Source organism: Clostridioides sp. ES-S-0108-01 (genome assembly GCF_020662285.1).
Lineage (GTDB): Bacteria > Bacillota > Clostridia > Peptostreptococcales > Peptostreptococcaceae > Clostridioides.
The window spans coordinates 188,710-212,307 of record NZ_JADGMN010000005.1 but is presented as its reverse complement, the minus strand read 5'-3'; the positions used below and the strand labels follow the sequence as shown (position 1 = coordinate 212,307).

The 23,598-nt window shown below is 28.0% G+C and carries 18 protein-coding genes; 17 read left to right on the top strand and 1 reads right to left on the bottom strand.

Annotated elements, in window-relative coordinates; all coding sequences use genetic code 11:
• Positions 1-691 precede the first annotated feature (691 nt).
• From IR152_RS07185 to IR152_RS20400, 13 genes are all read left to right on the top strand, one after another.
• Positions 692-1,525, top strand: a complete 834-nt coding sequence (locus tag IR152_RS07185; RefSeq protein ID WP_227451105.1) for a PRD domain-containing protein — start codon at positions 692-694, stop codon at positions 1,523-1,525.
• Positions 1,526-1,650: 125 nt separating this feature from the next.
• Positions 1,651-3,492, top strand: coding sequence for a beta-glucoside-specific PTS transporter subunit IIABC (locus IR152_RS07180; RefSeq protein ID WP_227451104.1), 1,842 nt, complete (start codon positions 1,651-1,653; stop codon positions 3,490-3,492).
• Positions 3,493-3,514: 22 nt separating this feature from the next.
• Positions 3,515-4,948, top strand: coding sequence for a 6-phospho-beta-glucosidase (locus IR152_RS07175; protein WP_227451103.1), 1,434 nt, complete (start codon positions 3,515-3,517; stop codon positions 4,946-4,948).
• Positions 4,949-5,519: 571 nt separating this feature from the next.
• Positions 5,520-6,563 carry an extracellular solute-binding protein gene (locus IR152_RS07170; RefSeq protein ID WP_227451102.1) on the top strand — a complete coding sequence of 348 codons (1,044 nt, stop codon included), beginning with the start codon at positions 5,520-5,522 and terminating at the stop codon, positions 6,561-6,563.
• A 467-nt stretch (positions 6,564-7,030) separates the two neighbouring features.
• Positions 7,031-8,023, top strand: a complete 993-nt coding sequence (locus tag IR152_RS07165) for an ABC transporter ATP-binding protein (RefSeq protein ID WP_227451101.1) — start codon at positions 7,031-7,033, stop codon at positions 8,021-8,023.
• Position 8,024: 1 nt separating this feature from the next.
• The gene (locus IR152_RS07160) at positions 8,025-9,719 is read left to right on the top strand and encodes an ABC transporter permease (RefSeq protein ID WP_227451100.1); all 1,695 of its coding nucleotides are present in this window, start codon (positions 8,025-8,027) and stop codon (positions 9,717-9,719) included.
• 736 nt (positions 9,720-10,455) lie between these two features.
• On the top strand, positions 10,456-11,346 hold the full coding sequence (locus tag IR152_RS07155) for a ketose-bisphosphate aldolase (protein ID WP_227451099.1): 891 nt from the start codon (positions 10,456-10,458) through the stop codon (positions 11,344-11,346).
• 24 nt (positions 11,347-11,370) lie between these two features.
• Positions 11,371-13,266 (top strand): fructose-specific PTS transporter subunit EIIC, encoded by a 1,896-nt coding sequence (locus IR152_RS07150; RefSeq protein ID WP_227451098.1) that lies wholly within the window; start codon positions 11,371-11,373, stop codon positions 13,264-13,266.
• A 221-nt stretch (positions 13,267-13,487) separates the two neighbouring features.
• Positions 13,488-15,395: a BglG family transcription antiterminator gene (locus IR152_RS07145; protein WP_227451097.1), complete on the top strand. Its 1,908-nt coding sequence runs from the start codon at positions 13,488-13,490 to the stop codon at positions 15,393-15,395.
• Positions 15,385-15,834, top strand: a complete 450-nt coding sequence (locus tag IR152_RS07140) for a PTS sugar transporter subunit IIA (protein ID WP_227451096.1) — start codon at positions 15,385-15,387, stop codon at positions 15,832-15,834. Before IR152_RS07145 ends, IR152_RS07140 begins: the two co-directional genes overlap by 11 nt.
• Before the next feature lie 196 nt (positions 15,835-16,030).
• Complete coding sequence (locus tag IR152_RS07135) at positions 16,031-16,189, top strand: hypothetical protein (RefSeq protein WP_227451095.1); 159 nt, start codon at positions 16,031-16,033, stop codon at positions 16,187-16,189.
• A 19-nt stretch (positions 16,190-16,208) separates the two neighbouring features.
• Complete coding sequence (locus tag IR152_RS20405) at positions 16,209-16,553, top strand: nitroreductase family protein (protein ID WP_227451094.1); 345 nt, start codon at positions 16,209-16,211, stop codon at positions 16,551-16,553.
• Positions 16,553-16,822 (top strand): nitroreductase family protein, encoded by a 270-nt coding sequence (locus IR152_RS20400; RefSeq protein WP_227451093.1) that lies wholly within the window; start codon positions 16,553-16,555, stop codon positions 16,820-16,822. The genes IR152_RS20405 and IR152_RS20400 overlap by 1 nt, the downstream gene beginning before the upstream one ends.
• Here IR152_RS20400 and IR152_RS07120 read toward each other — a convergent pair.
• Complete coding sequence (locus IR152_RS07120; RefSeq protein ID WP_227451092.1) at positions 16,730-17,305, bottom strand: EFR1 family ferrodoxin; 576 nt, start codon at positions 17,303-17,305, stop codon at positions 16,730-16,732. The genes IR152_RS20400 and IR152_RS07120 overlap by 93 nt on opposite strands.
• Positions 17,306-17,869: 564 nt before the next feature.
• On the opposite strand from IR152_RS07120, the gene IR152_RS07115 reads away from it, so the two are divergent.
• The 4 genes from IR152_RS07115 to pgmB all read left to right on the top strand — a co-directional run bounded on the left by IR152_RS07115 (position 17,870) and on the right by pgmB (position 23,567).
• Positions 17,870-18,742 carry a helix-turn-helix domain-containing protein gene (locus IR152_RS07115; RefSeq protein ID WP_227451091.1) on the top strand — a complete coding sequence of 291 codons (873 nt, stop codon included), beginning with the start codon at positions 17,870-17,872 and terminating at the stop codon, positions 18,740-18,742.
• 288 nt (positions 18,743-19,030) lie between these two features.
• A complete protein-coding gene (locus tag IR152_RS07110; protein ID WP_227451090.1) occupies positions 19,031-20,479 on the top strand; it encodes a family 1 glycosylhydrolase in 1,449 nt (482 codons plus the stop codon).
• 24 nt (positions 20,480-20,503) lie between these two features.
• Positions 20,504-22,894, top strand: a complete 2,391-nt coding sequence (locus tag IR152_RS07105; RefSeq protein WP_227451089.1) for a glycoside hydrolase family 65 protein — start codon at positions 20,504-20,506, stop codon at positions 22,892-22,894.
• Position 22,895: 1 nt separating this feature from the next.
• Positions 22,896-23,567 (top strand): beta-phosphoglucomutase, encoded by a 672-nt coding sequence (gene pgmB / locus IR152_RS07100; RefSeq protein ID WP_227451088.1) that lies wholly within the window; start codon positions 22,896-22,898, stop codon positions 23,565-23,567.
• The last annotated feature ends 31 nt before the right edge of the window (positions 23,568-23,598 follow it).

Sequence of the window (23,598 nt, the reverse complement as noted above, 5' to 3'; positions counted from 1 at the left end):
AAAGTTTATACATATAAACTTATAAGTGAGGTTGTATCAGATATGTATTGTAAGGGTAATTCCTTCAGGTTCATCAACTATCATAACTTTACAGAGGGGATAAGATATGCATTGTAAGGAGAATATATGCTTGGTTCGAGAATTAATGTTATAAAATGGATTAGTATACCAAAAGGGCTATTAAAGATACACAGTTAAAAAGCTATATAATAAGTTAGGTAAGGTTAATAATCCAAACAATGATTTGATGATTAAACTGTTTAGAGCTTTAGATACAACAGTAAAAGATAAAATAAAATCAAAACTTAGGCAGTTATTGTAGTTACAAAAATAAAGGATTTCCTTATATATGGATAAATAGTCGAGTATATATAATAAAAAATATATGAGCTTAAATTTGTTATGAAATAACTTCAAAACTTATTTTAGCATGTTTAGATTATATAAATTATATGAAAAAAGGGTAGAATGAGTGAATATTTAGAAGAATAAGCTAGTAAAGATATACATGAAATTATATATTGACTAAGTACAACTATTAATTTATAATGATGATAAAGGTATCATACAGATAAATAAACGGATCGTTACTGAGATAGATGTAATCAGGCGTGACCTAAAAATTCTAGTAAATGCTTAAAGTGTTATTAGTCTTTTTTAGGTCTATTTTTGTTTACAATGGAGGTAGTTTATGATTATAAAGAAAGTATTTAATAATAATGTTGTATTTGCTAGAGATAATTCAGGACAAGAAGTAATATTAATGGGAAAAGGAATTGGATTTAACAAATTTACTAAAGATTTAGTTGAAATAGATAAAATTGAAAAGAAATTTATATTCAATAATGAGGAATCATTAAGTGAATTACATTCACTGCTAGATAGGATACCTCTAAAAGATGTTGAGCTTGTAAGTGAAATTATTCAAATGGGAAGAGAAGAATTGGGCGATAATCTTAATGATAGCATATTAATTACATTATCGGAACATATAAGTTATATGTTAAAAAGAATGGATGAAGGATTAGTATTTCAAAGCCCACTTCAATGGGAAATAAGACAAATATATCCTAATGAATATGACTTTAGTAAGAAGGCTGTAGAATATTTAAGGAAAAAATTAGATAAAGATATTCCTGATTCTGAAATAGCATTTATTGCGATACATTTTGCAAATGCTTATTTAGAGACGAAAGATATGCAAGAAACTTTATTATTAACTAAGATAATTGATAACGTATTAGATATCATAAAGTATCACTATGGAATAGAAATAAATGAATATTCATTTGACTACACAAGGTTTATAAGTCATTTAAGATGTTTTATAAAAAAGCAATTAAGTGGTGAGAATACAAATGTAGACACATCATTATTAGATATAATAAAAATGAAATATAAAAGTGATTACAATTGTGCAAAAAAAGTAAAAAACTTCCTTGAAAAGACGTATAAATGGAAAATTAGCGAAAATGAATTGTTGTACTTAACATTGCATTTAAATAGATTATCAAATATAAAATAAATAGTGTAGGATTGTTACTGTTTGGCAGGCATGACCTAAGTTAGTATAATTAGTTTTTAATATCTAATTGTATTGATTTAGGTCTATTTTTATACATAAAATTATGAAAATGGAGGATAGATTGTATGAAATTTGAAAGAGAGTCTGAAGAGATTATAAAATATGTAGGAGGAAAAGAAAATATTATTAGTTTAGTTCATTGTGCAACTAGGCTACGTTTTAAGTTGAAAGATATTTCAAAAACTAACAAAGAAGAGTTGTTAAAAATGAAGGATGTACTATCTGTAGTAAATAGTGGAGGACAATACCAAGTAGTAATTGGAAATAAAGTAACTGATTACTTTGAAACTATTACAAAAAAAGCAGTTTTACAAGGACAAAATACTGAAGAAAAGGGAGAAAAAGTTTCAATAGTTGCTAGAATATTTGAATCAATTTCAGGTGCATTTTCTCCATTAATACCTGCACTAGCTGGAGCCGGCATGATTAAGGCATTACTTACAATACTAACTACTATGAAATGGATGTCTGATGCAAGTAGCACTTATGCTATATTATCAGCAGCTGGAAATGCTGTATTTTACTTCTTACCAATATTCTTAGGTATTACTTTAGCTATAAAGCTTGGTGCAAATCCATATGTTGGTGGAGTAATAGGAGCAGCTTTGTTAGATCCGAATTTTACAGCTTTAATTGGAGTAAAAGGTGGAGCTAACTTTTTTGGAATGCCAGTAACACCAATTGATTATTCTTTTGGTGTGTTTCCTATATTTGTTGCTATATTTATTTATTACTATGTTGATAAGCTTTTAAAGAAGATTATATTAAAAGATTTACAATTGTTCTTAGTACCGATGATATCATTATTAGTCATGGTTCCTTTAACTGTGATTTTATTTGGACCAATAGCAACTACTGTTGGTGATGTAATATCAAATATTTTTATGGGATTATTTAAATTTAACAGAGTAATTGCAGGAGTTGCAATAGGTATAGCTATGCCATTCTTAGTAGTATTAGGATTACACTGGGGATTTACACCAATTACTTTACAAAACTTGGCTACAATGGGTGGAGACCCAATAGAAGGTGCAGCTGTTGCAGCAGTATTTGCTCAAATAGGTATTGCAATAGGTTTATTTATGAAAGTTAGAAAATCTAGAAAAAATTCAGAATTAAAAGTATTAGCAGGTTCAACAGCAGTTACAGGAATTTTATCAGGAGTAACAGAACCTATAATTTATGGAATTATATTAAGATACAGAAGAATGATTCCAGTATTAGCTATTGCAGGAGGTATTGGTGGTGGTATATGTGGTGCATTTGGTGTTACTTGTAATGCATATGTATTTCATAATATATTCTCAATGCCAGTTTATACACCATTCCTAGGATATGTATTGGGAATAGGAACAGCATTAGTACTAGGAGCAGTACTATCATATTTCTTTGGATTAAGTAAAGAAGAATATGAAGAAGGTAATGAAGAAATTGTTTCTAATGAAGATGATGGTATAGAGGAAATATTATCTCCAATAGAAGGCTTGCAAATAGAGTTATCTGAAGTAGAAGATGAAGTATTTGCATCAGGAACTATAGGTAATGGTATGGCAATAATACCTTCAAAGGGAGAAGTCGCATCTCCTGTAAATGGAACAATAACAACTATTTTTCCTACAAAACATGCAATAGGAATTACCTCTGATAAAGGTGCAGAAATATTAATACATGTAGGTCTTAATACTACTATGTTAGATGGGAAGTATTATACTACTCACATGAGTGTAGGAGATAAAGTTAAAAAAGGAGATAAGATTGTTTCTTTCGATAAGGATAAAATAGAAGGCGAAGGGTATAGTGTTGTTACACCAATAATACTAACTAACACAAGTGATTTAGCAGATGTAATAGTTGAAGAAAATAAACATATTAAAATTGGAACACCTGTAATAAAAGTTGTTTATTAATTATGCTGGAGGAGATATTTCTATGAAATCTAATCAAGAATTTTTATGGGGAGGGGCAGTTGCTGCCCATCAAGTTGAAGGTGGATATAATAAAGATGGAAAAGGAATAAGTATTGCAGATGTAATGACTGCAGGTACCCATACTGTTCCAAGAAAGATAACAGATGGAGTAATTGAGGGCTTAAATTATCCTAATCATGAAGCTATTAATTTTTATGAAAATTATAAAGAAGATATTAGATTATTTGCCGAAATGGGATATAAGTGTTTTAGGACAAGTATTGCTTGGACTAGAATTTTTCCAAAGGGAGATGAATCAACTCCAAATGAAGATGGACTGAAATTTTATGATGATTTATTTGATGAATTATTAAAATATAATATAGAGCCAGTAATAACTTTAAGTCATTTTGAAATGCCTTATCATTTAGTGAAAAACTATGGTGGCTGGAGAAATAGAAAGTTAATAGACTTCTTCGTAAACTTCTGTGAAGTGGTAATGAATAGATACAAGGATAAAGTTAAGTACTGGATGACTTTCAATGAAATAAATAATCAAAGTATAACTACAAATCCTATTTATGCATTTACTAACTCCGGAATAATCTATGAAGAGCAGGAAGACAAAGAAGAAGTTATGTATCAAGCAGTTCATTATGAGTTTGTAGCAAGTGCAAAGGTTGTGAAGATAGGTCATGAAATAAACCCTGAGTTTAAAATTGGATGTATGGTGGCAGCTATGCCAAGTTACCCTTATTCTTGCAATCCAGAGGATATGATTAAATTTGTAGAATCTAATAGAGAACAACTTATGTTTACTGATGTACATGTAAGAGGTCATTATCCAAGACATACACTAAAATTATGGGAAAGAAAAAATTATAATCTAGATATTACAGAGGAAGATAAAAAAATCCTAAAAGAAGGAACAGTTGACTTTATTGGATGTAGTTATTATTTAACTACTGTAGTAACAGCTGATAAAACTATGAAAACAACAGGTAATGACTCAGCAGGAAAAGCTGATGTAGTTGAAAATCCATACTTAAAAACTTCTGACTGGGGATGGAATATAGACCCTGTAGGTCTACGATTTTACCTTAACCAACTATATGATAAGTATGAGCTTCCTATATTTATTGTTGAAAATGGATTTGGAGCAGAGGATGTATTAAAATCAGATAATACTGTGGATGATGATTATAGAATAGAGTATTTGGCTAATCATATAAAGGAAATGAAAAATGCCATTGAAATTGATGGTGTTGATGTTATAGGATATACTGTTTGGGGATGTATAGATCCAGTGTCATTTACAACAGGAGAAATGAAAAAAAGATATGGATTTATATATGTAGATAAAAATAATGATGGAAGTGGGACTCTTAAAAGATATAAAAAGAAATCTTTTGACTGGTATAAAAATGTAATAAAATTTAATGGAGAAATTTTATAGTTAGATAAATTTTAATATTTATAAGACTATGTTAAAGAAACCATTAAAAATTAAATTAGAATCGTGGGTATAATTTTCGAGGAGAGTTTCCAACATTTAAATCCATTAAAAGATATTGGCTAAATAGTCAATATCTTTTTTATTAAAAAATGAATATAAATATAAAGAGGTAAAGTTAAAATTTAGGATATATATGATTTATATAGTATAATTTAATGTATAGCATATTATACAAATTTATTTGATTTTTTAGGGAGAATTGATATATAAACCAGCTTAAAATTATAATTTTTCAAGCTGATTGCGGAGATAGTTTTTAGTAACTATTAATGGTGAAGAATGATACTACTAATATTTAAAATATGTTTTGAAGAAATAAAATACTAATATTGAAAATAGATTAATGTCAATATAAAAATTATATGTATAAAAATAAGTATAATTATAGAAAAATACAATAATAAAATAAGTAATTATAGAAAAATACAATTATATAGATTATTGTCGAATCCTTGACTATAAGAATAATAACATTTAAAATGAACATGGAGAAGATGGGGGAGGTATTGATATGAAGAGAAAAATAGCAACTATTTTATTAACTGTAGTGATGTCATTATCACTGGTAGCTTGTAGCAACGATAACACATCAAAAAGTGACAAATTAGAGGATACATTAGTAGTATATACTACACATAGTGAGGATATGTTAGGAGCAATTTCTGAAGAATTTACAAAGGAAACAGGAGTTAATGTTGAATTCATAAATTTAAAGGGTGAACTAGCAGATCGTGTTAGAAGTGAAAAAGATAATCCACAAGCAGATATAATGTTTGGTGGAGATACGTCTACATATATGCAATTAAAAGAAGAAGGATTGTATGAAAAGACTGAACCAAGCTGGAATAATGAATTAGACAAGTCTTATAAAGATTCAGAAGGATATTGGTATGGAACTATAAAAACACCGGTAATGATGTTTTATAACACCAAACTACTATCAGCTGATAAAGCACCAAAAGATTGGAGCGATTTAACAAAAGAAGAATATAAAGATTCAATAGTTACTAGAGACTCATTATCATCGTCTATGCGTTCTACTGTTAGTAACTTAATTAATTACTATTCAACTACTAAGAGTGAAGCTGAAGCTTGGAAGTATCTTGAAGATTTAAATAAAAATATAAAGAACTACTACAATAGTGGAAGTGTTATGTATTCAGCAATAGGTAAAGGTGAAGCTGCTATATCTGTTGCAGTGTTAAGTGATATAATAGAAAACAAAGAAAAAAATAATATGCCATTAGAAGTTGTAGATGCAGAGAGTGGTTCTGTAGTAATCACAGACTGTGTAGCAGCTCTAAAAAATGCACCACATCCAAAAACAGCAGCTAAATTCGTAGATTTTGTTGGAAGTGCTAAGGTTCAAGCTATGGTTGCAAATGATTTTAACCGTATTCCGACATTAGATTCTGCACTTAAAGATTCACCAAAGTGGATGTCAAAAGAATATAAAGCTATGAATGTAGATTGGTCTGTAATTGGAAAAAATCAATCTAACTGGATTGAAAAGTGGGAAACCGATATAATAGATAACAATAAAACTATAAAATAGTCTAGTTAGATAATTTAATATTATATACAAAAATAGTGAGGATTTTCCTCGCTATTTTACGTATAAGGGAACTATGGCATATCATGATTTTTGTATAACTCGTGTAACCAAATGATACTAATACACCAATATTAAATAAAGTATATTTTGAGTGATTAATGAAGTAACCAATGATATGAAGTGATTCATAAATATAGTTGCTTAAGCGAAATGAAATTTTTATTATGCAGAACTTTTAATTATAGTAAAAATACAATTCATGTGGATGTGGCAGGTATAAGAGTTTTGATAAAGATTAAATGATGAAAAGAGCTTATATTAAAGTATAGATTATATATAGCAAAATTAGAGAAATAAAAAAGATGATGAAATGGCAATAGAGTTTCTTAGATTTAAAACTAGATTTAAAATCTATGATGATTCATCATGTGTATATTTAAAAATATTAGATAATTTGTGAGGACGATATGAAGAATATAGAATTAAAAGAAATTAATCACTATTATGGAAAAGAAAAAGTATTACATGATGTTAATATATCCATTAAAGAAGGAGAGTTTTTCACTTTATTAGGGCCTTCTGGATGTGGTAAAACAACTATTTTAAGAATAATTGGTGGATTTATAAAACCTTCTTCTGGAAGTATTTATGTTGGTGATAAGAATATTACCAACCTAGAAGCAGAAAATAGAAATATGGGAACTGTTTTTCAAAACTATGCACTGTTTCCAAATATGACTGTAGAAGAAAATGTATCTTATGGATTGAAAATAAAAAAGTTATCTAAAAAAATTATAATGGAAAAATGTGATACTTATTTAAAATTGTCAGGAATGAAAGATTTTAGGAAAAAAAAGATTGATGAACTATCTGGTGGACAGCAACAAAGAGTGGCAGTAGCAAGAGCATTAGCTACTGAACCTACTATGCTTTTATTAGATGAACCAATGTCTAATCTAGATGTAGCCTTAAGAGTCAAGATGAGAGAAGAAATAAGAGAGATACAACAAAAGATAGGTATTACTACTTTATTTATTACTCATGATCAACAAGAAGCCTTAGCTATTTCTGATAGAATAGCTGTAATGGATAAGGGCAAAGTTCTTCAAATTGGTATGCCAATGGAAGTTTACAAAAGCCCATTGAATGATTTCGTAGCAAACTTTGTAGGTACTTCAAACTGTATTGAAAAAGAGGATTATGTTAATTTTAATATTGAAAAAGAGACAAGGTCTTATATTTATAAAAGACCTGAAGAAATGGTATTATTGCAAAATACCGACCAAAGTGGTTTTGTAAAAGTAAAAATAGAATCTAAGAATTTCTTAGGACCAATTTTAGAATATACAGTATCAAATAATGGGAAAAAATATCAAGTGACTGAACTTAATAGGCTGAATAATAGCAATAAATTAAACGTAGGGGATAGGGCATATTTAGGTGTGCTACAAGGTGAATAATATGATTAAAAAAAGAAACCATAGTAAATTCACATCTAAAAATGTTGTTTCTATTATTTTATACAGTATATTATTTTGGATTCTGATTGGGTATATTATCGTTCCAATAGCTAACACCTTTGCACAAGCATTCCAAGGTGAAGGTGGATATTCTTTTGAAGTTTTCAAAGAATATTTTTCAAATGCTAATAATTTAAGGGTAGTAAATAATACTATAATTTTGGGATTGGGTTCTGTACTAGTATGTGGAATTATGGGTATATCGCTTGCCCTGTATATGACATTTGTTTGTGATAAACACAAAAAAATTATACATATTCTTTTACTAAGTCCAATGATGATTCCTGGAGTAATTATGGTAATTGCATGTATTCAGCTTTATGGAGAAACTGGTATAGTTACAAAATCTATAGAAATTTTACTCTCCTTTATCGACAAACCTTATGATTTTAGTGGATTAAAAGGAATTTTATTTGTGGTTGCCTATACTCAGTATGTGTATTTTTATTTAAATGTATATGTTGCCTTAAAATATGTGGATTACTCAACAGTTGAAGCTGCAAAAGGAATGGGAGCATCAAAGCTAAGAGTATTTTTTGATGTAATATGGCCTGTTATTACACCTGCTGTTATAACCTCTACTATTATAACTTTTGCATCTGGGATTAGTTCTTTTTCAGCCCCAAATCTTATAGGTGGTGGTTTTAAAGTTTTAAGCACTCAGATTGTTAGGTCTAAGGCTAATAACCACATGGATATAGCCTCAGTTCAAGTAATTACTTTATTACTAATGGGGATTTCATTTATGATTTTATTGCAGTATTATGGCAAAAAATATGGAGTAGTATCATCCTTAAAATCCCAAAGTTATAAAGTTGATAATAGAAAAAAAGATTTATTTACATTTGTATGCAAGATTATTATTGAAATACAAATTATTATGATTATGCTTCCTATAATTACTATTGTATATTTATCTTTTGTAAGTACACATTCAGTTATGACATCTATATTTCCTAGAGACTTTACACTGGAAAACTACCAGATGATTTTCCAAAAATTACGTGTATTACAGCCTATGTTAAACAGTTTGAAAATGTCTTTGATGGCAGTGGCATTAGGATTGATAATTACTGTACCAGTATCATATTTAGTAATTAAAAAGGATAATACATATAATCGACTAGCAAAATTTATTATAATGTTACCTTGGAGTATGCCTGCAAGTGCCATTGCAGTTAACCTAATTAATACATTTAATCAAAAAAGTATATTTGCTTTTAATGAGTCATTAATAGGTGGTTTTTATATTTTACCTATAGCATATACAATTTATGCCTTGCCATTATTATTTTCATCCAATGAGGTTGCTATGAAGTCAATAAATTTAGGGCTAGAAGAGTCATCAAGGAGTTTAGGGGCTGGAAGGATACAAACCTTTTATAATGTAATAATCCCAAATATGATGCCAGGAATAATTTCAGGAGCTATATTAGTATTCATTCGTACAATTGGAGAATATACAATGTCGGCCTTGCTTTATGGTGTTTACAATAGACCTATTTCAATTTCTATTGTAACTAATATGCAAGAATTTAAGATAGGAGTATCTATGGCTTATGGTGTATTAGTAATTGGTATATGTTATATGGCATTAGGAATAATTTTTAAATTAGATAGAAAAAGATTTGTATAAAATAATAAAGGATAATTCTTATAAATCATATCTACCATTGAAATCTACGAAAAGATATTGGCTAAATGGCTAATATCTTTTTAATTTTTTGACACAAATATAGTACTAACTATGGTACAAATATCTTTAAATTTATAGCTATAGGTATATTAAATATACTATCATTAACCATTAATTTTCTAGTAAATGAAAGTAGGATATTTGATATGTTTATATCTTTTGATAAATTATTTAGTTTTGACCGATAACTCCAGAGTCAGTTCTTCGTCTTCAAAGTCTAAGTATTGTTTTATTTAGCACCTTCTTGGGTTTTTATACAGATAATAAATAAGCTTAAGATGTTAAATGATTTTAAAAAATTTTATAATTTGCTATACCTTTGCTTTATGAATTATTATTGTGGATTATAATTTGTTAGGATGCAATAATTTAAAGGTCTAGAAGTATTACAGTTGTATTTATATAATTGTTTATTATAAAGAATTATGAAAGATAAGGTATGTTAAAACAGTTAAGAAGAGAAGCTGTCCCTAAGAAGTATAGTTAACTATGATGCAGACTTCTAAAAATTATTTATTGAAAAGGAACTTAGAGTGTATAATAAAAGTTCCTTTTTTAAAAGGAAAACTATTGTCATTTTCGAACATTTATTATCTTGATATTATTTAAATATAACAACAATGAGGTAAATAACAAACAAATCAAAACTAAAATTAAAAATATCAGGAGGCACAATATGTTAATAAATATGAAGGAAATGTTAAAAGTTGCACAAGAAAATCAATTTGCAGTACCAGCATTTAATATAGGGAGTGGGCAAATACTTAAGGCAGTAGTACAGAGTGCCAATGAAAAAAAAGCACCAGTAATACTTGCGATACATCCAAATGAGTTAAGTTTCCTAGGAGATAGTTTTGTAGCTAGTTGTATAGAAGAAGCAAATAAGAGTAAGGTACCTATGGTAATACACCTAGATCATGGAGCAAATAAAGAGCAAGTATTAAGAGCTATAAGATGTGGATTTACATCAGTAATGATTGATGGGTCACATTTACCATATGAAGAAAATGTAGCTATATCTAGAGAAGTAGTAGAAATAGCAAAAGGATTAAATGTATCTGTAGAAGGAGAACTTGGCACAATAGGGACAACTGGAACATCAGGAGAAGGTGGTTCTGATGAAATAATATATACAAATCCACAATTAGCTAGGGATTTTGTTGAAAAAACAGGAGTAGACACACTAGCTATTGCAATTGGTACAGCACATGGTATCTATCCAAAAGGGTTTAAACCAGAACTTAGATTAAATTTATTAAAAGAAATAAAAGAAGTAGTAGATATACCTTTAGTCCTTCATGGAGGCTCATCAAATCCAGATGAAGAAATAGCACAAGCAGTTAAACTAGGAGTTTGTAAAGTAAATATTTCAAGTGATGTTAAATCAGCATATTATAAGAAGTGCAGAGAAGTATTAGAACAAAATCCAAGTTTATATGAACCAGATGCTATATATCCACAATGTATAGAAGCTGCAAGGGAAGTTATAGAGTTTAAAATGAATTTATTCAATGACATAGATAAATTAAAATGCTTTTTAGAAAAAGAAGAATTAGTGATTGGATAATAAATTACGAGGAGGTGAGAATTTATGGTAGACCAAATATTACGTAGTGATTGTATTGTATTAGATAAACAAATGCAAACTAAGAAAGATGTAATTGATTACATGGTAAATCATTTGTATCGTGGAAATTATATAAATGATAAAGAAAAGTTTATAATTGATATTAATAAACGTGAAAAAGAATCACCAACTAACATGGGGAATTTAATAGCTATCCCTCATGCTAAGTCAAGTGCAGTAAAGCAACCTGTGATGATGTATTTAAGAACAGATAAGGATATTACGGATAATGATGGTCAAAAACTTAGGTCATTTTTTATGATAGCAATTCCAGAGTCAGGTTTAGACGAGCACCTTAAGATTATATCTAAACTAGCTACATATTTAATGGATGAAAATCTTATTAAGAACTTACTAAGTGCAGAAACTCCATATGAAATATTAGATATATTTAATTGTAAAGTTGTAGAATCAGGAGATTCAAGTAATAATCAAAATAAAGGTCTTATAGTTGGAATAACAGGATGTCCAACAGGCATAGCTCATACTTTTATGGCAAAAAAAGCGTTAGAGGAAGCAGGACAAGAACTTGGATATGAAGTTAAAATAGAAACACATGGAGCTATAGGTGTAGAAAATAAGTTAACTAAAGAGGATATAAAAAGAGCGGAGTACGTAATAATAGCTTGTGATAGGGAAATTCAAACAAGTAGATTTATAGGAAAGAAAGTATTACAAAAGAAAGTAGCAGATGCTAAGAATGTCTCATTAGCCAAAAATTTAATTGTAAATGCTGAAAATGGGATGGCTAAAGAAATTAAGCTAGGTGGAAAAACTTTAGAAGATTCAAAAGAAATACTTCAAGGAGCAGAGAAAAAAGGTATTTATAAGCACTTAATGAATGGTGTATCTGAAATGATTCCATTTGTAGTAATAGGTGGGATTGGTATAGCCATAGCATTTATGTTTGGTATATTTGCATCAGACCCAGCTCATGAAACATACAACCCTATAGCTGGATTCTTTGGACAACTTGGAGGCGACTCAGCATTTAAGTTATTCATACCAATACTTGCTGGTTTTATAGCTAAATCAATTGCTGGAAGACAAGGTTTTGCTCCTGCTATGATAGCTGGTTTCATGGCAGTTATTGGAGGTTCAGGATTTCTAGGGGGTATGGTAGCAGGATTTGCAACAGGATATATAGCTTTAGGAGTAATGAAGATAACAGAAAACTTACCGGGTGTATTAAAGGGAGTAAATGCCGTGCTGATATGTCCACTGTTGATTGCATTCACAAGTGGAGCTATAATGTTCTTCATAGTTAATACGCCAGCATCATGGTTAAATGAAGCTTTACAGTCTTGGTTACAAAGTATGTCTGGAACTAATAAAATATTATTAGGTGCAATATTAGCAGGAATGATGGCATCAGATATGGGAGGTCCTATTAATAAAACAGCTTCAGCATTTGGATTAGCCATGTTCTCTAGTAATGTATTTGAACCATCAGCAGCATTAATGGTAGGTGGAATGGTACCTCCATTAGCAATAGCATTAGCTATGTTAATATTCAAAAATAAGTTTACTAAAGAAGAAAGAAAGTCAGCACTGCCAACTGCTATAATGGGTGCATCTTTCATAACAGAAGGAGCAATACCATTTGCAGCTGCAGACCCGTTAAGAATGATTCCAGCAAATATAATTGGTTCTTGTATAGGTGGAGCAATATGTATGAGTTTAGATATAACCTTGATGGCACCACATGGAGGAATATTTGTAATACCATTTGCATGTAGTTCACCAATTGCGTATATAGCTTGCATATTAGTTGGAACAGTAATAACAACATTAATTATAGGGATAACAAAGCCTACTATAAAGGGTGAAAGTAGTGAATTTGAAGTACTTAGTGCTTAAATTATAAATAAGAGTAAAAATAAGGATATTGAGAAGTAGTTAGCTACCCCTCAATATCCTTATTTTTTGCTTTGAAATTATATGCTATATTATATTAATTCTGTAAAGTGTATCATAAATTCTTTTATGATACAGAAGTATCTTAGTATTCTTACATAGGTATGAAATATGCTAAAATAGTACTTAATAGAAGTATCAAAAAATAGGTAGGGGGCATAAGTATGCTTGTATCAAGACAAATTGAATTTCTTAAATTGATATTAAATGAAAATGAATATAAACCTATAAAATACTTTAAAGATAAATTAAATGTATCAGATAAAACATTACAAAAAGATTTGAAGATGATTGAGATATATTTAAAAACTTTTAATATAAAAATTGATATAAAAAGAGGTTGTGGAATATTAATAGAAGCTTCAGCAAAGAACAATATAGACCTAATTAATAGTTTAAATATACAACCAAAGGGAAATAAATCTTTATCAGTAGAGCAAAGAAGGATGGAAATTTTAAAATATCTACTATTAAATTCAAGTAATGTAACTTCAATAAATCAGTTATCGGATAAGTATTATGTAAGTAAAACTTCTATAGTAAATGATTTTAAATATATAGAGGAATGGATAAAAGAATATAATTTAAAACTTAATAAAACATTAGAGGGAACTAAAATTATAGGTAAAGAAGTAGATATAAGGAAATCGATTGCTAAGATGGTGGATGATTTATTAGATGAAAATTATGAACAACATGATATATCTGAGTTAACAAGATTGGATTCTGCTACATTTAGTGCATTGATAAATTTATTTGATATTGATTCCATCATATTTGTAGAAACTATAATTACAGAATTGGAAAACAATTTAGGATATGTTATAAGTCAGCCCTACTATATAAATTTAATTACGCATATACTTATATGCTTAAAGAGAGTTGAAGAAGGTAATCAAATAGAGTTTCAGGAAGAAAAGGAAGTTTCCATATGTAATTTGGATGAGTTAGTATATCAAAAAGTTACTACACTTATAGATAAAATAGAAAATAGATATGGAGTAAAAATAACTAAAGATGAAATTAAATATATATATATTTATTTAGTATCATCTGGATTTAGTAGCGAAAGTAATAGGAGTTGCAATGATGAATCAGATATATTAAGTGACAGTGAAAAAGTATCATCTATAATGATAGAGAATATGTCACAGTTTTTAAATATAAGTCTTAGAGATGATGAACTACTACAAAAAAGTCTAGTATCTCATGTAAGGCACATGTTGAACAGATTAAGATATGATATCCAAATAAAAAACCCATTATTAGAAGAGATACAAGAGAGATTTTCAGAGGTATTGGGATTATGCATGATGACTATAAACATTATGGCAGAGCATTATAATCTGAAGAATATTAGCATAGATGAAGTTTCGTATATTGCTACATATTTTCAAGCGGCTATAGAAAGAAATATGAGTAGTAAGAGAGTAATAGTAGTTTGCAATACAGGATATGGAACATCTCAGCTTCTTGCAGCTAGATTAAAAAGAGAATTTCCTGAGTGGACTATAGTTGATATAATTCCTATGCATCAGTTGAATAAGCGAAATTTAGATGATGTAGATTTTGTAATATCTACTGTAAATTTAGACTTGAGAGACAAATTACATATAGTTGTATCAGTACTATTAATGGAAAGTGATATCAATAATATAAAAAATACTTTACTTAATAAACCTAGGAAGAGTATGCACTTAGATACAAATTTATTAGGAGTGTATTTAAAAGATAATATATATTTTAATCTTGATGTAAGCCAGATGGGAAGTTTAATAGGTATGAACTTAAGCAGTAAATATGACTCTATTTCATTAGGAAAAGATTTAAATATATATATATGCAATCAAAGTAAAGTAAATAAGGTAATAATGAATGTCGATAATATTAATAGAGTGATTAATCTTTATTTAGAAACTAGTAATCATAGTTTTTTAAAGCATATTCTGATTGAAGTATCAAATCTATATAGGCAAAAGAACTATATAAATTATATAATAGATTGCGAAAGAGAAGAGGATATTAAAATATTATTTGATAATAATGTACTGGAGAAAATAAATGGAAATTAGAGAAATATTGAACGAAGAAAGTGTTATTTTAGACTTAAAATCAACTACAAAAGAAGGTATAATACAAGAATTAGTAGATAAATTATACGATAAAGGAAGTATAACTTCAAAAAATAAGTTCATAAAGGCATTAAAGCATAGAGAGAAGATAGGTTCTACAAGTATAGGTTATCAGATGGCCATGCCACATGGAAAGACAAAGTATGTAAGGAAAGCATCTGTAGTAATAGGTAAATCTAGAGAAGGTGTAGATTGGCCAAGTATAGATGGTTTGCCAGTAAAAGTAATAATTATGTTTGCTATGCCACAATCTGAAGATAATGAAGATATAATATTAATGTCTAAAATATCTTATATTTTAGGTGGTAAAGATATAAGTGAAAGGCTTTTAAGTGCATCTACCAAAAAAGAAATAGTAGGTGCGTTTTGTGAAATATAGATACTGTATAAACTATAAATTCGAATTTATTTTGGAATATTGAATTAATCTAAAAGAATCTGATAAAATCTACAGGAATTATAACTTTTATAAAAGATAAAATTATTTAAAATGTACATCTAATTAGGGGTGTGCTTTTTTTTATAACAATAAACAAAAATAATAATATGAAGATTTTTGAACTTAGACTATAAAGATGGCAAATATTTTAAAATGGGTTGATTTTTTATTATATGAAAACTATACTGTTTTAAAATCTATGAAAAGTTTATGTAATAGAGATATTAAAGATTTAATGGTAATCAAATTCTTTACCAATGAATATAAAAAACATCTTCGTGTTATAATAGTTTAAACTAATAAACGAAAGGTATGTGGATGAATATGAACCACCAATAGAACTTACAAATAAGCAAAAATTAGACCCAGATGAATTATTAATGGCAATTAAATCTAGAAGAAGTATCCGTAAGTTCAAAGGTAAAGAAGTTTCTCCAGAAATAATAAAGCAAATTATAGAGGCAGGTAGATATACACCTAGTGCTAAAAACTCACAAGATGTATCATATATTGTTTTAGATAATAAAAAAGCAATATATGAAAAGGAAGCAGTGAGATTTTTTAGAAAAATAAAACCTATTGCAAACATTGTTGTTAAGTATTCAAAGGAAGTTGAGATTGATGATAACTTTTTTTCAAGAATGCTCCTAATTCAATAATGATAGTTACAAAAGATAAGATTAGTGGTTCACTTGCAGCATCAAATATGGCACTAATGGCAGAATCTTATGGTCTAGGAGTCTTATTTAGTGGATATTTTTCAGATGTAGCAAATAATTCACCAAAGTTAAAAAAACTTCTAGGTTTAAAACACAAAGAGCATGTACTGATGACACTAGTGATTGGATATCCAGATGTTAAATATAGACGTACTGCACAAAAAGAGACAGCAAGTGTTAGATACTTCACTTTTAATTTTACCTCCTAAGCCACTAGGGGTAATAGTTTCAAACTCATTCTCATTACGTATATCAGAAATAATTTTAGATATTTGTTTATCTGCTTCTTTAATCATTTGCTTTGATGTTTCTTTATCTGTTGTGGAAAATAAAGCTATATAATTTTCTGGCATTTTAATTTCTGCCATACCTTTTAATTGCCACTCTTTATATTTACATAGCCTTTGGATATAGTTTATGGCTTTTGCTGTATCACCTCCACAAGTCATTATGAAGTAAACTTTGTTGTTTCCTAAAAATTTTATTTTTTTTATAAAATCTGTAACTACTATAGGCAATCTCCATGCATAAGTAGGGCATACAAATATGAATGGCTTATCTGTTGATATTAAGTCATCTGTTTTTTCTTCTTTTATAAGTTGATTTAATGATATTAGTTCATCATTTAATTCTTGTGCAATTTTGCGAGCTACATATCGGCTATTACCAGTACCGCTAAAATATAAAATCATGATTATATCTCCCTAACTATTTTTTATTTTAATCCTTAATACTTTTGTTTTAATAAAGTAGTTTATGGATATATTGCATTATAATAAATATAAAATTTACTAGTTAAAGAAATTATAGCACATTAATCTTTTTTATATTTATTGGTAAAGAATTTGATTACCATTAAATATTAAGTTTAAATTTATAATGATTTAAATTATGTACTTAAAATATAGGCTTCATTAATTTAATAGATACTTTGTATTAACTAAGGTGTAAAATAGATTATATAATGGGATATTTTTCAAATTTATACCTATATATTAGTACAAGAAACTCAAAAAATAGCATTAACTATTAATTGAAGTGAGGTTTACATAAAATTTTTAAACTTAATCGAAGAAAGCTGAAAGAGTTATTATTAAAAAACGACTGTATTTATACGTGAGAAAGTAGATAGTTAGTATATATAATATAAAATCACTTGATAATTCTAATATATAATGGTTTAATCTAAACTATAAAAAAATATTTCATGACATAATATACATTAATTTTTAGACATAAGAAAGGAGAGGATATCTATGGCAATATATTTAGAAATGCCTAAATTAATACACGAGTTTCCTTTTCGTAGTCTATCAAATGAAGGAGAAGTATTAACAACACCACACTGGCATAAGGAAATAGAGATATTACTTATAACAGAAGGTATAGTAAATTTATTTATAAATGATAAGCCTATGCAACTAAAAAAAGGCGAGATAGTGATAATAAACGGAGGTGATATTCATTATATATTACCATCACCAGTAAGTGAAAGATTAGTATTTCAATTTGACATATCTTTTTTTAATGATTTAATTTTATTAAATGAGGAAAAAGAAAGCTTAATTAATTTATTCAGTAGTATAAAAAAATGTAGTAGAGATTGGACATCAAAAATAAGAAAGTCAGTTTTCGATATATTGATAGACATCTATAATGAAGACATGTATAAAATAGAAGGATATAGCTATGCAATAAAAGGTAAAATGTATAACTTAATTTCTATATTATACAGAGAGATTCCTAGAGAAATTGAAGAAAATACAGCAGAATATGAAGTGAACTCTAAAGAGATACTAGAGCGATTAAGCGATATATTCAAGTATGTAGAAAAAAATTATAAACAACCTATAAAATTAGAGGATGTATCTTATGAAGCAGGGTTTAGTGTATATTATTTTACTAAATTTTTCAAGAAAAACACGGGAAAAACATTTATAACCTTTTTAAATGAATATAGATTAGAAAAGGCAAAGTGGATATTGCTTAATAATAATATATCTATTATAGATTTAGTTGAAGAAGTTGGTTTTGGAAGTACAAAAACTTTTTATAGAATATTTAAAGAAAAAATCGGAGTCTCTCCATTGGAATTTAAAAAAAGATATAATAGCTTGAAGAAAAAATAAGATTCTTATATAGGAATCTTATTTTTTTATATATAAATATACAGCAATATATGAGAATAAGATAACAATAATGAGGATATAAAAATATATTTGCTATGTATATAATTATATATAAATAGATATCTAATATTAATATGTACTATGAAAATATTGAAAATAGGTAATATCAATTATAATGAGTTAAAAAATATAATTGAATTATTTGAAAGATATAGTTATAGAAAAAAATCTTATAACTAAATATGAGATAGATATTATAAAACTTTATATTGTGAAAGAGGTAGATGTATGAAATTAGATAAAGATTTTTTATGGGGAGGAGCAATTTCAGCCAATCAAAGTGAAGGATTTTATTTAGGCTGGGGAAAAGGTTTGTCGCAATTTGATAAACTTCCGTTAAATGATAAGAGATTAAAAGATGTATTTTTAGATGAGGATAATATTTTAAATGAAAATAATCAATATTATCCAAGTCATATAGGGATTAAATTTTGTGAAAATTATAAAGAAGATATAGCAATGTTAGCAGAATTAGGTTTTAGATGTTTTAGATTTTCTATCTCTTGGTCAAGAATATTTCCAACAGGAGAGGAAAGTGAGCCAAATGAAAGGGGATTACAACTTTATGATAATATAATAAAAGAATTGAAAAAATATAATATAGAACCATTGATAACTATAAGTCACTTTGATATACCTTATTCTCTTGTTGAAAAATATTCAGGGTGGGCAGATAGAAAGGTAGTTAACTTATATGTTAAATATGCTGAAATTTTAATGAAAAGATATAAAGATGATGTCAGATACTGGATTCCTTTTAATGAAATGAATATGATAATGCATATTCCATATATAGGAGCTGGATTAACTTTTATAAATAATGAAAATCAACTTCAAAAGAAGTATCAAGCAGTACATCATCAATTATTAGCTAATGCAAAAACTATAGAAATAGGAAAACGTATCAACAGAAAGTTTAAGTTTGGATGTATGTTAGCTGCTGGAAAAACGTATCCATATACATGTAAACCAGAGGATGTATTTGCAGCGTTAGAGCATGAAAAGCATAATTTATTTTTTTCTGATGTTCAAGTTAGAGGCGTATATCCGAGCTTTATGAATCATTATTTAAAATCAAATAAAATAAAATTAATAATAAAAGAGGAAGATTTACAAACGCTTAAGGATAATACTGTAGATTTTGTATCTTTTAGCTATTATTCTAGTGCTTGTAGTTCAGCTAGAGCTGAAGGCTTAGAAAAGTCAAAGTCAAATGGACCAGAAACCATAAAAAATCCATATCTTCCAAAGTCAAATAGTGTATGGCAAAATGACCCTGTAGGATTAAGAATAACTATGAATCAATTATATGAAAGGTATCAGCTTCCTTTATTCATAGTAGAAAATGGGCTGGGTACTCAAGATATTGTAAATGAAGATGGAAAAATAATTGATGATTATCGTATAGATTATATGAAAGAACATATAAAAAATATGATTCTTGGAGTAATTGAAGATGGAATAGAGCTTATAGGATATCTTATGTGGGGATGCATAGATGTAACTAGTGTAAGTGAAGGAAAGATGACAAAACGATATGGTATAATTCATGTTGATTCTGATGACTATGGAAGAGGTTCATTTAAAAGAACTAAAAAACAAAGTGCTTTTTGGTATAAAAAAGTAATAGAAACAAATGGAGAAATTTTATTTAATGATATGGAAACTCATGTATAATTCATTTAAGAAAGGAGTGCTATTATGAGTTTAATACTTAATACTAAGAATCAACTTATAGAGCAAGGGCTTAGTAAAGATATAATAAAATCCAATGAAACATTGTTTACACTAGCTAATGGGCATTTAGGAATTAGAGGGAATATTGAAGAGTCTGATTTTAATAATGAGTATATAGATAATATAGGTACATATGTAAATGGATTTTATGAATCATCTCCAATTACATATGGAGAAACTGCTTATGGTTATGCAAAACAAAATGAGACTATCTGTAAATTACCTAATGCTCATATAGTAAACTTCTCTATTGAAGGAGATTACTTTGATTTATCAAAAGGTATTACAAGTGAACATACTAGGATACTAGATTTAAATGAAGGGACTCTTACACGTTCATTTATATGGGAAAATTCTCATGGGAAAAAAGTTAAAGTATCTATAGAAAGATTAGTGTCTCAAGACATAGAAGAATTAATGATGATTTCATACACAATAACACCATTAAATTTTAATGGAAAAATAAACTTTAAAAATAAAATGGAAAATAATGTGGAGAAATTTAATTGTGAAAAAGTAGATGACCCAAGGGTGGCGTCTATAAATAAGAATCAATTTAAAATTGATATAAAAAAATATAATGATAAGTATTTTATGAATTTAATTACAAAAACAAGTAAATTAGGGTTATGGTGTGGATTTGATTCATATATTACTTGTGGAAATATTATAAATGAGACCTATAATGTTTCAGATGAATGTATAGAGCGAGAAATAGAAGTTTATGCTAAAGAAGGTGAAAAGTTAAATTTAGAGATTGTTGTAGGATATGGTAGAGTATATTCTGATTTGAATCTAAATGAAGAACGTTTAAAATCAGAAGAATATCTAGAATCATTAGAATATTTACAATCAGGAGAGCGTTTAAAATCATTAGAATTGGTTTTAAGAGAGGCACGTAATATTGGATTTGATAAAGTTAAAAATATTCAGAGAGAGAAAATGAATGAATTTTGGACAACTTCTAATGTAGAGATTGAAGGCGATAAAAGACTTCAATTAGGAATAAAAACTAATTTATTTCATATTTATCAATCAGCAGGAAGAGATGGAAAGACTAATATATCAGCTAAAGGTCTTACAGGTGATGGCTATGAGGGTCACTATTTCTGGGATACAGAGATGTACATATTACCATTTTTTATATATACTCAACCATCTATTGCTAGAGCTTTATTAGATTATAGATATTCAATTTTAGATGCATCAAGAAAAAGAGCTAGAGAGCTTGGAATAAATAAAGGTTGCTTATATTCATGGAGAACTATAAGTGGGAATGAATGTAGTGCATATTATCCAGCAGGAACAGCACAATTTCATATAAATGCAGACATAGCTTATGGGATTAGAACGTATTTTGAAGTAACTAATGATGAAGAATTCATGATGCAAAATGGCTTAGAAATTCTTATAGAAACAGCAAGATTTTGGTTCGAATTTGGAGATTATATAGAAACAAAAAATAATAAATTCTGTATAAATGGAGTAACAGGTCCAGATGAATATACAGCAATAGTAAATAATAATTACTATACTAATTTAATGGCTAAATATAATTTAACATATGCGGCACAGATGGTAGATAAATTTAAGCATAATTTATATTCAAACGAAGTGTTTAGAAAAATTAAATTGCAAGAATATGAAGTAAAAAGCTGGATAAAGGCAGCTGAAAATATGTATCTACCATATGATGAAAAGAAGAAAATAAGCAAACAGGATGATTCATTTTTAGAAAAATCAGTGTGGGATTTAAAAAATACACCAAAAGAAAAATATCCATTACTTCTTCATTATCATCCATTAACAATATATAGATATCAAGTAAATAAACAAGCGGATACTGTACTTGCAGCATTACTTTTCCCTGAGGAGTTTAGTTTAGAACAAAAAAAGATAGATTTTGAATACTATGAAAAAATAACTACTCATGATTCATCTTTGTCAAGGTCAATATTTGGAATGATGGCAAGTGAAATTGGAAATCATGAAAAAGCTTATAACTACTTTATGGATACGGCATTAATGGATATTAATAACATACAAAAAAATACAAGTGATGGAATACATGCTGCTAATATGGGTGGAACATGGATGAGTTTAGTATATGGATTTGCAGGAATGAAAATAAAAAATAATAAATTAAGTTTTGAACCAAGGATTCCTAAACATTGGAAAAGCATTAAATTTAATATATTATTTAGAGATAGTCTAGTTTCTGTAAATATAGAAGAGAATAAATCTTGTTATAAGGTAATAAAGGGTAGAAATATAACCATATTACATGATAATAAAGAAATAAAATTATCAAAGAATGTAATAGAAGTTACTAGTAGTTTTAAAAGGAGCAATTAATATGAAAGCAGTTTTATTTGATCTTGATGGAGTTATAACAGATACTGCTAAGTATCATTTTGAAGCTTGGCGTGATATAGCAAAATCGTTAGATATAGAAATAGATGAAACTTTTAATGAAAAATTAAAAGGCATAAGCAGAGAAGAATCATTAGATAGAATATTAATATGTGCTAATAAAGTAGATAGTTATACTAAAGAAGAAAAGTTAAGGATGTGTGAAGAAAAAAATAAAACGTATATAAAGTTAATAGGTTCATTAACATCTAAGGATATATTACCAGGAATAAGTAAACTTATAAAAGAACTTAGAGAAAATAATATAAAATTAGGAATAGCATCTGCCAGTAAGAATGCACCTAAAATATTGGAATCTTTGGGGAGAAAAGATGAGTTTGACTGTATAGTAAACCCATCTCTATTAGAAAGAGGAAAACCATATCCTGATATTTTTATTGAAGGGAGTAAGATGCTAAATTTAGAACAACATGATTGTATAGGAATAGAAGATTCTTATTCAGGTATTAAAGCTATAAATGATGCCAATATGACATCAATTGGTGTAGGAAAAAAAGAAGTACTAGGAAAATGTGACTATATTGTAGAAGATACTGGTTTATTGAGTTACAATACACTATTACAAGTTTGGAGTAAAAAGGTCGGTTTAGCTTAAGATTATATTAAAAATTATTTTAAAAGAGGGG